Here is a 12463-nt window from a genome sequence, read left to right on the forward strand (position 1 = left end):
CTGAGCGCGTGCTCCTAGTTAGTCGTCTCGACCGGGAAACCTTCGGCCTGCATTTTCTTCAACACATCCTGCCAACGAGACAGGCGTTTGGTGTCACCGACTTTCTTGTTGCCCTTGGCGCCCGGCAACCACAACCCTTCGGCATTAAAAGAGTAGACCGGCAGCAAATCGGTTCGTTGGCTGGCCGGTTTGATCGCATCGATCAGGCTGTCGAGTACCAGCGGCATGGCCTCGGGGCTTGAGTAGTAGGTCAACACCATGTGCGCCCGATTCAGGCGCAAGGCCTTGACGTAAGTGATGCGTAGCTTGTCACTGGCGACGCCGAGATGACGCAGGCTGAAATACTTGGCGATCGCGTAATCTTCGCAATCGCCGGCGCCCTTCCACAGGGCCTCGATGGGTGTTTCCCAATAATCGACCTCGTGCCACAGGTCGATGTCTTCCTCGTAACGCATCTGTTTGTTGAAGAACTGGTTGACCACTTTAAGCTGTTCCAGCTCGCCGACCTGCTTTTGCGTGACCAACAAATGCTGCCAGGCATCAATGCGTGGCTGTCCTTCGCCCAATGGCCCGTACAATGCCTGCGCGCGACGGCTGATCAGCGAAAAATCCCAATCGGCATGCAGCCCGCCCAGCATAACGCCGGCCAGCAGCAACGCGCAGCACAGCCAGCGCAAAGTCCGAGGGATCGCGAAACGTACCGCCAATGCGAGGCATCCAGATCAGGCAGGTGGAAAGCGGTCGATGGTGCAGGTTAGCCCGGTAAAAGACAATGGCACGGTGAGATCACCGCTGGCGCGCTAAACTTTGAATGGCAGGTGTCATTAAAAACACCGTGGCCACGTCGGGGCGACCTTTTGTCCGTTTGACAACCTGTCAGGCAGTCACTAGGGTCCCCTTGGATCCAAATTTATTTCAGTCAAACAGGGTGCGTAGTTGTGACACAGAAGCCCAATCCTCTGAACAGCATCAAGGTCAACGGGCCGATTCCCGCTCACCTGGCACGCTCGGTGATCGAAGAAACCCTGCGTTCGGCCATTCTCGACGGCCGCATACCCTGCGGCACCGCCCTGCGTCAGCAAGATTTGGCTGATCTTTTCGGTGTTAGCCGCATGCCGGTGCGCGAAGCCTTGCGCCAGCTCGAAGCCCAGGCCCTGCTCAACGTCATCGCCCATAAAGGCGCCGTGGTCGCACCACTGGTTCAGGGCGATGCCGTGGAAACCTACGCGCTGCGGATCCTGCTGGAATCCGAAGCGCTGCGCCTGTCGATCCCGTTACTGGTCAATGAGGATTTCGAACAGGCAGCCCGCTACATCGACGAACTGGAAACGCAAAACAACTACACCGAAATCGGCCGGCTCAATCGGCTTTTCCACATGGCGCTGTACTGCAAGGCGCCAAACCAACGGCTATTGAGGCTGGTGGAAGACGGACTGAACGAAGAAGAGCGCTTCCTGCGCTTCAACCTGGAAGCCATGGGCCTGGGCAAACTGTCCCAGGAAGACCACCGGGCGCTGTTGCTGGCCGTCGAAGGCCGGGACGTCGAGCGCGCGGTGAAGTTGCTCGAACAACACCTCAACCGGGGCGTCGAGGTCATCACACGCTACCTCAACAGCCCCGAAGCGCTGAACAAGAAAACCTCCAAGTAAACCGCACCGGCAAGCCTGAGCGAGCAGATCGAACTGCTCGTTCTCGCTTGCCGCGCTGTGCTGCGCCCCTCTCCAAAGCCCTGCCCTCGATTGACCCCTCTCAAGACCAACAATGACTCCGAGTCGATGACGCGCCGGTGATAGCGGCTGTCGTGATTTACGCTCACTCTTGGGCTGCCAATAAATAATGAACGGGCGACGCACCGCACGAGCGGAGCAGTCCCCGCACCAAGAACCTACGGAAGGAGTCTTGCCACGGGAAAGGAAGAACCGGCGTTGATCCCAGCCAACTTCCGCCCCCTCAATTCACTTCAACGACTCAATTAGAAAGTTGCTTCGAGTGAGGCATTCACTCTTCATTTCAATTCTGACTTATATAAGCCGGAAGGAGTAACTACATCCAAATAAAACTCAAATGAAAAGTTTTATTGGAACTTGTCGCGCGCGGGAAAGTTGAACTTTCAAATAATATAAAAATAACTTGCCCGACACTTTATTCCTGTATTAGTTTTTCTCCGCCGCCTTGAATACTGGCGCCAGGCCGTCACTTAACGACGCATTGCAACTTGCCCATATCAATTCGTTTGAGGCATCTGCTCGCCAACAAAAGTTCCAACTCACAATCGCTTACTTATCAAACACCCCAACGGTATTTTCAGTTCACTTATAGGCTCGCCCATGAAATCGACTAAAGAACGCCTCAACCAGAAGAAAGCAGAACTTAGCGCTCATCCGATATTTTCTGAAATCCACTCACTGTCGGTATTGCAACGTTTCATGGAAACCCATGTGTTTGCGGTATGGGATTTCATGTCACTGACCAAACGCCTGCAACAGGAACTGACCTGCGTCCAGCTGCCCTGGCTGCCGCCGCGAGATCCGCAGGCGGCGCGTTTGATCAACGAGATCGTGCTGGGTGAAGAGTCCGATGATCGTCCGGCTCACGGTCACTACAGCCATTTCGAGTTGTACCTGGATGCCATGCGCGAAGTTGGCGCCAGCACGGCGGTGGTCGAACGCTTCGTCGCGCTGCAAAAAGAAGGCGTGAGTTACGACGTGGCATTGCAAAGCGTGGACGTCGATCCGGCGGCAGCGCAGTTCGTGCGCAACACATTGCATACCGCGTTGCATGCGCCGGGACACAGCGTTGCGGCGGCATTTCTGCATGGTCGCGAGAGCGTCATCCCGCAGATGTTCCAGCGAATTCTTGATGACTGGGGCATCGGCATCGAACAGGCGCCGACCTTCCGTTACTACCTCGAACGGCACATCGAAGTCGACTCCGAAGACCACGGCCCCGCCGCTGAAAAACTCCTCGCCCGGCTGGTCAATGGCGATCCGCAACGCGAGGAAGACGTCTACGCCAGCGCCATCGCCGCCGTGGAAAGCCGCATCGCCCTGTGGGACGGCCTGCGCCTGAGCATGACCGAACCTATGCCTGAGGTGAACGCATGAACGCCGCCGACTACCAATCCTTCGCCGACGCCTGGGAAAGCCGCGCGACCATCCGTACCCGCCCCCGGCGCGTGCTGGAGAATGACGACAAGCTGATCTACCCGTTGAGCCGCCAACCATTGGTGTTGAGCGAAACCTTCCTGCGCGAATGCCCGGAGCAACGCGACTTTGCGCTGGTGCAGACGCTCTACAAATTCATCAATGACGTGGTGATTTTCGAAACCGAAATCGTTGACAAGACCGCCCGCAGCATCGCCAAGAATCGCTTCGCCGTGGCCTTCCCGTTCGCCTGCCGCTACGACGCCATGACCGTGGTGGTGGACGAGGATTACCACGCGCTGGTGGCAATGGATTTCATGCAACAGACCGTCGCCATGACCGGCATCACGCCCATCGAACTGCCGGATGAAATCGAACTCAGCCGAGCCATTCCAGCGGCCGTGGCGCTCGCGCCGGAACACTTGCGCAGCGCCGTGGAATTGATCTGCGTGGCCATCGCCGAGAACACCGTGACCGGCGATGTCGCGGCGTTCGCCAAGGACGACACGGTCAAGCAGTCGATCAAGGGCCTGATGGCCGACCACTTGCTCGACGAAGGTCGCCACTCCGGGTTCTGGGCGCGGCTGGTGCGCATCTACTGGCACACCGCGAGCGAAGACGACCGCCACTGCATCGCGCACATCCTGCCGATATTCATTGGCCATTACCTGACCAACGACATCCAGAAGTCGTTCGACTTCCGGCTGATCGAATCCTTGCAGATCAGCGATGGCGCACGCCACGCCCTCAAGAGCGAAGTGTCGGGGCTGGCCTTCCCGATCAATCGCCATCACCCGCTGGTCGCCAACATCGTGCGGTTTTTCCGCAGCAGTTCGCTGCTCGATTCGCCGTGCGTGCAAGACGCCCTCAGCGATTACCTGGTTTAACGAGGAGCCCATCATGAGACGTCTCGACATTCTGCTCATTGGACACAGCCAGGCCTTGACCGACCTGGCGCTGGAACTTGAACAACACGGTCATTCTCTGGTGCGCCTGACAGCCGTCGACGAGCAGCCGTTGGGTAGCGCTGATTTGCTGATCGACGACGCCAGCCTGCCTGTTCAAGACGTCGGCGCTGCACCGCGACTGACGCTGCAACTGGGCATCGGTGTGCCTGGGGTTTCAGGCCTGCCGCCGCTGGACCTGCTGTGCACCTACGGTTCAACGCTGTTCACTCGCGTGCCGATCACCGACGAACCTTCGGGCAACGGCCAGGCATTGCGCCTGCGGGCAGTGGCAGAACTGGTCGATCACGTGGCGTTGCTGGTCAGCCGTATCTCTCGCGATGCCGACTATTTTCTGCTGGCTGAGCCTGTTGCTCCCGCTTGCTTCGAGCACGTGGAAAACCTGCTCTATTTGGAGAACCTCGCGTTTTTCCATCGGCTCAACCTCACCGCGGCACCCGCGCTACTGGAGCTCAGCCAAATCCCGATGATCGAGCGCCTTGAGCGGCGCTTCATCCAGTGTGCCGAACGACCCGCGCTGAACATTGCCGGCACGTCCCTGAGCTATCGGCATTTGCACGCCCACAGCCGCGCCATCCAGCAGCGTTTGCAGCCATTGCTCGCTCAGCATCACGGGCCGTTGGTGATCGGGATCTGTCTGCCAAAATGCAGCGCGTTGTATGCGGGGATTCTCGCGATTCTTGGCAGTGGCGCGGTGTACCTGCCGCTGGAACCGAGCCATCCCTTGCAACGTCAGCAGTACATTCTGGAAAACGCCGGAGCAGTGTTTTTGCTGCATGACGGTGAGCATCCGCTCGCGGCGCAAATGCCGGGACTCGACATCAACCGCATCGACATCGGTGACGTGGATCTCGATCAACCCTTGATGCGCCAACGACCCGATCCAGACGCGCCGTGCATGGCGCTCTACACCTCGGGCACCACCGGCCATCCCAAAGGCGTGTTGCTCAGCCAGGCCAACCTCGCGCACTTCACCGCGTGGTACGCCGACTATGTGCAGCTGACCGAACAGAGTCGGGTGCTGCAGTTTTCGTCGTTGAGTTTCGACTCGTCGCTGATCGATATCTTCCCGACCCTGCTCCAGGGCGCCGAACTGATCGTGCCCGACGACGATCAGCGCCGCGATCCGTTGCAACTGGTCGAGCTGATCCGCCATCAACAACTGAGCCATGCCTTTTTGCCCCCAGCGTTGTTGAGCATCCTGCCGCTGGATCAATTGCGCTGCCTCGATCACGTGATGACCGGCGGCGATGTCTGCGAACCCTACGTCATCGAGCAGCTCACCCGTCAGGGCAACCTCTACAACCTCTATGGCCCGACCGAAGCGACGGTGTTGATCACTGCGCGGCAACTGCGCGCCGGCGACAGCAACCGCACCCTCGGCGCGCCTATCGCCAACAGTCAGGTGCTGATTCTCGATGAGGATTTTCAACCGGTGGCCGAACAGACTGTCGGTGAGTTGTACATCGTCGGGCCGGGCGTCTGCCTGGGGTATCTGAACAACCCGCAGCAGACTGCCGAACGTTATCTGAACCTGAGCCTGCCGAATGGCCAGGGCCTGCGCGCCTACCGCACCGGCGACATGGCGAAGTGGACCCGCGACGGCATCGAGCTGTGCGGACGGCGCGACAACCAGGTGAAGATTCGCGGCTTTCGGGTCGAACCGGAAGAGATCGAACGCTGCTTGCGCGACAGTCAGTTGTACCGCCAGGTGGCGGTGGTCATCGACAGCCAGCGACGGATTCTGGCCTTCCTCGCGCAGCCTCAGGAGGACCAACCCGGCGTCGCTCGCGAAGCGCTGAAAGCTCACGCGACACAGTTTCTGCCGGATTACATGCAGCCCACAGCGTGGACCGAACTGCCGAACATGCCGTTCGCCAGCAACGGCAAGGTCGACCGCAAGGCGCTGCTGGCAATGCCCGTGAATGTGTCCGAAAACACGCTGCGGCGTTTGCCCGTCAGTGCCGACGAGGCGCTGCTGCTGGAGATCTGGGCTGAGCTGCTGGAGCTGCCGACCAGCGATATTTCCACCGATGAAAGCTTCTTCAATCTCGGCGGCCACTCGATCCTGCTATCGCGCATGTTGTTGCGTCTGCGTGAGGAGTTCGGTCGCAGCATCTCGATCAACCGCTTCATCGAATTGCCGACCATCGCCAAGTTGGCGACCTTGGTGCGCGGCTCCGGCACCGAAGAGGTATTGAGCGAAAAAGCCTTGGCCGATGCCTTCCGCGAACTGGATATCCAGCCGTTACCAGTCAACCGCATGGGCGATGTGCACAAGGTGATCGTTACCGGCGCCAACAGCTTTGTCGGCGTGCACATCGTCGAAGCGTTGCTCGCCTGGGGCGCCAGCGAAGTCGCCTGCCTGGTACGCGATGGCGGTGGGCAGTCGGCGGCCGAGCGGTTTGCCCATGCCCTGCGAGAAAACCGTCTGGAGCATCTGGACCTGAGTCGGGTGCGGGTTTATGCGGCGGACATTACGCGTCCGTCATTGGGGCTCGAAGCGGATGTATACGAGCGACTGGATCGGCAGTTCGGCGCGTTGGTGCATAACGCCGCCAACGTCAATCACGTACTCGATTACGAGTCGCTGGCGCGGGACAACGTCGAGCCGATTTTCGAGTGCCTCCGGTTGTGCGAAGGGCGCAGCAAGAAGATCTTCAACTTCGTCTCGACGCTCTCGGCTTCCAGCACGATTGCCGCCGATGGCCGGGTGCTGGAATTGCCCGCCGCGCAGACCCCGCCGATCTACATCAAGAACGGCTACAACCTGTCCAAATGGGTCGGTGAGCGGATCCTGGAGCGGGCTCGCGAACGTGGCGTACGGGTCAATCTTTATCGCCCCGGCAACATCAGCTTCAACAGCCTCACCGGTGTCTGCCAGCCGCACAAAAACCGCTTGATGCTGATGCTCAAAGGCTCGATCCAGCTAGGCCAGGTGCCGGAATTCGCGCTGAATTTCGACCTGATGCCGGTGGACTTTCTGGCCCGGTTCATCGCCTTCCATGCCAGCCGTTATTCAGCCGAGAAAGCGGTGTTCAACCTGCACAACCCCGAGCCTCTGAGCTGGGACAACTACGTCGCCTCATTCCGTGAGGCGGGTCGGGAGTTTTCCATGGTCAGCGTCGCCGACTGGCAGCAGCAACTGGGCCGGGTCGACAGCGACAACGCGTTGTTCGGCGTGCTTGGTTTCTACCTCAACGGCTTCGAGGAAGACATCGGCGACATCTCAATGATCGGCCACGCCAACGCCCAGGCGGGCGTACGGCAGATGGGCGCACATTACCCGGAAAAATCCCCGGCGCTGCTGCGTCGCGGCTGCGATTACCTGAAAGAAATCAACTTCATCTGATTCAACCCAACCCCAAGAATGGAGCAAGACCATGAGCACTCTGCAACCCGATACCCTGATCAAGAATCCTCAAGGCTGCCACGTGGTGTCCTCGGTGGAAGTGCCGGCCGATGCCAAGAAGGTCTGGGCAGTGGTCGGTAACTTTGCCGGCTTCGATCAATTCATTCCGGCGCTGTCGCACATCGAGATGACCGGAGAAGGCGTGTCGTCCCTGCGCAAGAAATTCTTCAAGGACGGCAACCTGGTGGTCGAGCAACTCAACTCCCGCGATGACCAGGCGCTGAACATGACCTGGACCACGATTTACAACACCTTGGGCGTGGCCAATTTGTGGGCAGCGATGAGTGTCGAGCCGCTGGGCGCGGGCAGATCCCGAGCGACCTGGACCATCATCGCCGAACCCGCACAGGCTGGCGCCGAGGCGTTGCCGGGGTTCACGGATTTCGTGCAGGGCTTTGCTGATGACTCGATGAACAATGTGCTGAAGCTGTTTGCGTAAGGCATGAAAAAGCCCGCTGTGGATGACTCCACAGCGGGCTTCTTTTACATCGTTTGATCAGATTTTGAAGCTGTCGACCAACTGCTTCAACCGGTTCGCCTGCAGGGACAACGCATCGCAATCCTTCAACGTTTCATTGAGGTTGGCTACGCTCTGCTGGTTCAGCAGGTTGATCTGGTTAACGTCCACGTTGAGGGTTTCCACGACCGCCGTCTGCTCTTCGGTCGCCGCGGCCACCGACTGGTTCATGCCATCGATTTCGCCAATGCGCTGGGTCACGCTGACCAGTCGCAAACCGGCCTGATTCGCCACTTCGACACTCTGTTCGCTGGAGACCTGACTGGCGTTCATGGTGGTCACCGCTTCACGAGAACCGATCTGCAGCGAAGTGATCATCTTGTGGATCTCCTCCGCCGATTCCTGAGTACGGTGAGCGAGGTTGCGCACCTCGTCCGCCACCACCGCAAAACCACGACCGGCTTCACCGGCACGGGCCGCTTCGATGGCCGCGTTGAGCGCGAGCAAGTTGGTCTGCTGGGAGATGCCTTTGATCACATCCAGAATGTGCCCGATGTTGTCGGTACTGGCGTTCAGGGTTTCGATCTGGGTGCAGGACAGACTGATTTTCTGCGACAACTCGGTCATCGCCAGAATGGTTTTTTCCACCACCTGACGACCGTCATCAGCCTGCTCGCTCGCACCGCTGGCGTGCTGGGAAGCATCGGCGGCGTTGCGGGCGATTTCCTGGGTGGCGGCGCCCAACTGGTTGATCGCCGCGGCCACACTGTTGGTGCGGGCGCTTTGCTCGTCGGAACCGACGATCGAGGCGTTGGACGAAGCCATTACCCGTTGCGACAGGTCGTGAACCTGGCGGGTGGCCGACGACACTTCGGAAATCGACGCGTGAATTCGCTCCACGAACTGATTGAACGAACCGCCCAGCTCACCGAATTCGTCTTTGCTTTCCACGGCCAGACGTCGGGTCAGGTCGCCCTCACCTTGAGCGATGTCCTGCATTGCACGGCTCATGGTGGTCAACGGACGCATCAGCACGTTGATCAGCAGGCTCAGCAGCACGGCAATGGCCGTCACGGCGATAAACATCGCGATCAGCGCAGAAGTGCGGAACTGGCTGAGGGGTGCGTAGGCCTTGTCCTTGTCGATCGACAGACCGATGTACCACTCGGCATTCGGCAAACCACTGACCGGCGTGAACGAAAGGATACGGTCCTGCTTGTTCAGGGTGACTTCCTGGTTGCCCTTCTCGATGCGCACACCGGCGTTCGGGTAGATGTCCTTCAGATTTTTCATCACCTGGTCTTTGTCCGGGCTGACGATCACCTGACCGTCGGCGCTGACCAGGAATGCGTGGCCGATACCACCGAAGTCCACCGAGTTAATGATCTTCACCAGGGTTTCCAGGCTCAGGTCACCACCGACCACGCCGAGCAACTCGCCGTTCTTTTTCACCGGCAGGGCGATGGTCACCACCAAGCCACCGACGGCGGCCATGTAAGGCGGGGTCAGCATGGTCTTGTCGGCAGCCACGGCCTGTTTGTACCAAGGGCGCTGACGCGGATCGTAGCCATCAGGCATCTTCGCGTCCGGGCGCTGAGTGAATACACCGTTGGCCTGGCCGACATAGGTGAACTGGAAGTTCGAGGTCAGGGACGGTTGATTGACCAGCCCCGGGAGGTCGGCATTGGCACCTTGATGGGCGACGTTCTGCGCGAGGTTTTCCAGCACCAGCACGCGGCCGCTCATCCAGTTCTGTACGCTGCTGGCGGTCAGATCGCCGGCCTGCTGGACGCTGGATTCGAGGTTTTGACGGATGGTGTTTCGCTGCAGATAGTCGTTGTACAAAGTGAACAACGCAAAAGCCAGCACCACGACGCCGGAGGCGGCCAGAAGGATTTTATGGCTGAATTTGAGATTCATTTCATGGGACTTCTTATGCAAAAAGTGGGGATGCGTTCCGGGTTGCAACATTCCATGTAACAGCGCAGGCAGGGCTCTGTGTCCGCTCTACTTTGGTGCACGCATGTCTCATCAGGCTGTCGGCACAAACCGGAGAAAACTTAGGCGTTTGTACGAAATGGTCGGCATTCCTGTCAGATACCCGCCGAACGGCGTCCCAGAGCGCCGGCTCAGTCTTTTGTGATGGCGTTTGTTCGTGCGGCAGTTGCAAATTCCTCAACCCTTGATGACAATGCGACTAATTATCATTTGTGACGTTCGGGCTGTCGCGTTCATGTCCTCACCTGAGTTTGCAGTTCAGGCGCTTTACAGTAGCCATCACGGTTGGCTCAACACGTGGCTGCGCGCGCGGTTGGGTAATGCAGCCGATGCGCTGGCATTGCCCACTACAGACATCAAAGGCTTCGCCCTCGGCAATGCGTTGGGCAGCATGGACGGCTACAACGCGACGCATAGCCAAATCGCCAAATCGCCACCAAGACCAGTATCGCATTGCTGGAAACCTCGCAAAGTGTATCTGTGGTAACCCGTGAGCAAATGGACGATCAAGGTTCGCAAACCGTCTCCCAGGCCATGCGTTACACCCCCGGCGTGTTGACCAATCCTTATGGCGCAACCCACCGCTATGACTACGTGGCGCTGCGGGGCTTCAACGATGGTTCGGTGGATAACATCTATCTGGATGGCTTGAAGTCCATGGGGGATAGCGGCACCTACAGCACCATGCAAGTGGGCCCGTATTTCCTCGAACGCGTCGATATTCTCAAAGGGCCGTCATCGGTGCTCTACGGTCGCAGCTCACCCGGCGGTCTGGTGGCGCTAACCAGCAAGAGGCCGCTGTTTGAGGCCTATCATCAGGTTCAAGCCACAGTGGGCTCCCAGGGGCAGCGCGGCATGGGTTTCGACTTCAGCGGCCCGGTGGATGATGACAAACGCATTGCCTATCGCCTGACAGGGCTGGCGGATCAGTCCGACACACAGTTCGATCACAACAAAGAAAAACGCTTCGCTCTCGCGCCTACGGTGAGCATCGATTTCACCGAAGACACCTCGCTGACCCTGCAAGCGTATCTGCAACACGATCCGGACGGCGGTTATCACGGTGGCGTGCCGGCCGACGGCACAATTCATCAGCGCAATGGGAATCGGATCTCCCCGCACTTCTTCGAGGGAGAACCGAGCATTGATGGCTTCCAGCGCGATCAGCAGTCCTTCGGTTATCAATTCGAGCATCGCTTCAACGACGTCTTCACTGCACGACAGAACTTCCGTTACCTCGACTCCAAAGTGAAGCTGGATCAGGTCTATGCCTATGGCTGGACCACACCCACCAGCAATGAGTTGAATCGTTATTTCACCGGTGGTGACGAGAAACTGCATGCGTTCATTGTCGATAGCATGCTGCAAGCGGAGTTCTTCACCGGTGCAACCAAACATACTGTACTGATGGGCGTGGACTACCAGCGTCGCAAAACCGTGGTCGACTGGGCCAGCGGTGGACTTGCACCGATTAATGCGTTCAACCCTGTGTATGGAAATTCGGACATCGACTTCTACAGTCCGACCAGCTACCTGCGTCGCCTGGAACAAACCGGTGTGTACCTGCAAGACCTGATCGAGATGGACAAGTGGCGCTTCTCGCTCGGGCTGCGCCAAGACTGGGTCGAAACGTCCGATGAGAATCGGCTGGCTGAAACCGGCCGGCCGGTGGGAACTGAAATCAGTGACAAGCGCACCAAGCTGACGGGTCGCGCCGGGGCGCTGTATCTGTTTGATAACGGCATTGCGCCTTACATCAGCTACTCCGAGTCGTTCAACCCGAACTCCTATTCGGACAGTGCAGGTAATCCCCTGGCACCGACCGATGGCACTCAGTGGGAGGTGGGTCTGAAGTACCAACCGCCGGGCACCGATAACATGTTCACCGCGTCGCTGTTCCGCATCGATCAGGAGAACCTGGCGACCAAACTGCCGCAGGAAAACTTCTATCGCTCCATAGGTGCTGTGCGCTCCCAAGGCTTGGAACTGGAAGCGCACATGCAGTTGACTGACAACTTTAAAGTGCTCGGCAGCTACACCTTCACCGACCTCGAGTACTCCAAGTCGATGATCAGCACCTTGAGTACGGCCACCGACATAATCGAGAACAAGGGTAACTCGCCAACCCAAGCGCCACGGCACATGGCCTCGATCTGGGCTGACTACAAGTTCGACAGTGCGGCACTCGATGGTCTGCGATTGGGTGGTGGTGTGCGATATGTCGGCTATAGCTGGGCCGACGCGGAAAACACCATGAAGGTGCCGTCCTACACGCTGTTTGATGCGTCTGTTGGCTATGACTTAGGCAAAGTAGGGTTGAAGGGCGTGGATGTTCGCCTGAATGCGAACAACCTGACCAATGAGTCCTATGTGGCCTCCTGTGCCAGCCTGAACTTCTGCTACCTGGGCGAAGAACGCAATGTCGCCGCGACGGTAAGCTACCAGTTCTAATCCCTCGTCATTCCAACAAAGCCAGCGCCTGAATCCG

7 protein-coding genes and 2 pseudogenes are annotated in these 12463 nt (G+C 58.6%); 7 read left to right on the forward strand and 2 right to left on the reverse strand.

Features of this window, described 5'->3' with window-relative positions:
* Positions 1 to 14 precede the first annotated feature (14 nt).
* Positions 15 to 707: a cysteine protease LapG gene (lapG, locus tag ACMXYJ_RS00715; RefSeq protein ID WP_033056174.1), complete on the reverse strand. Its 693-nt coding sequence runs from the start codon at positions 705 to 707 to the stop codon at positions 15 to 17.
* Between the two features lie 231 nt (positions 708 to 938).
* Between lapG and ACMXYJ_RS00720 the strand changes: the two genes are divergently transcribed.
* The 5 genes from ACMXYJ_RS00720 to ACMXYJ_RS00740 all read left to right on the forward strand — a co-directional run bounded on the left by ACMXYJ_RS00720 (position 939) and on the right by ACMXYJ_RS00740 (position 7959).
* On the forward strand, positions 939 to 1649 hold the full coding sequence (locus ACMXYJ_RS00720; RefSeq protein WP_415758441.1) for a GntR family transcriptional regulator: 711 nt from the start codon (positions 939 to 941) through the stop codon (positions 1647 to 1649).
* 678 nt (positions 1650 to 2327) lie between these two features.
* Positions 2328 to 3104 carry a DUF3050 domain-containing protein gene (locus ACMXYJ_RS00725; protein WP_415758442.1) on the forward strand — a complete coding sequence of 259 codons (777 nt, stop codon included), beginning with the start codon at positions 2328 to 2330 and terminating at the stop codon, positions 3102 to 3104.
* Complete coding sequence (locus ACMXYJ_RS00730) at positions 3101 to 4030, forward strand: diiron oxygenase (protein ID WP_415758443.1); 930 nt, start codon at positions 3101 to 3103, stop codon at positions 4028 to 4030. Before ACMXYJ_RS00725 ends, ACMXYJ_RS00730 begins: the two co-directional genes overlap by 4 nt.
* A 13-nt stretch (positions 4031 to 4043) precedes the next feature.
* Positions 4044 to 7460 carry an amino acid adenylation domain-containing protein gene (locus ACMXYJ_RS00735; RefSeq protein ID WP_415758444.1) on the forward strand — a complete coding sequence of 1139 codons (3417 nt, stop codon included), beginning with the start codon at positions 4044 to 4046 and terminating at the stop codon, positions 7458 to 7460.
* Between the two features lie 31 nt (positions 7461 to 7491).
* On the forward strand, positions 7492 to 7959 hold the full coding sequence (locus tag ACMXYJ_RS00740) for an SRPBCC family protein (RefSeq protein ID WP_415758445.1): 468 nt from the start codon (positions 7492 to 7494) through the stop codon (positions 7957 to 7959).
* A gap of 57 nt (positions 7960 to 8016) precedes the next feature.
* Here ACMXYJ_RS00740 and ACMXYJ_RS00745 read toward each other — a convergent pair whose 3' ends face one another.
* Positions 8017 to 9897: a methyl-accepting chemotaxis protein gene (locus tag ACMXYJ_RS00745; RefSeq protein ID WP_415758446.1), complete on the reverse strand. Its 1881-nt coding sequence runs from the start codon at positions 9895 to 9897 to the stop codon at positions 8017 to 8019.
* 313 nt (positions 9898 to 10210) lie between these two features.
* Between ACMXYJ_RS00745 and ACMXYJ_RS00750 the strand changes: the two are divergent.
* Positions 10211 to 10318 (forward strand): annotated as a pseudogene (locus ACMXYJ_RS00750) (sigma-70 family RNA polymerase sigma factor); the annotation flags it as partial.
* Positions 10304 to 12426: pseudogene (locus ACMXYJ_RS00755) on the forward strand (TonB-dependent siderophore receptor); the annotation flags it as partial. The pseudogenes ACMXYJ_RS00750 and ACMXYJ_RS00755, both read left to right, overlap by 15 nt.
* Between the last annotated feature and the right edge of the window lie 37 nt (positions 12427 to 12463).

The sequence above is a fragment of the Pseudomonas arabinosi genome, assembly GCF_047758675.1.
GTDB classification, from domain to species: domain Bacteria; phylum Pseudomonadota; class Gammaproteobacteria; order Pseudomonadales; family Pseudomonadaceae; genus Aquipseudomonas; species Aquipseudomonas arabinosi.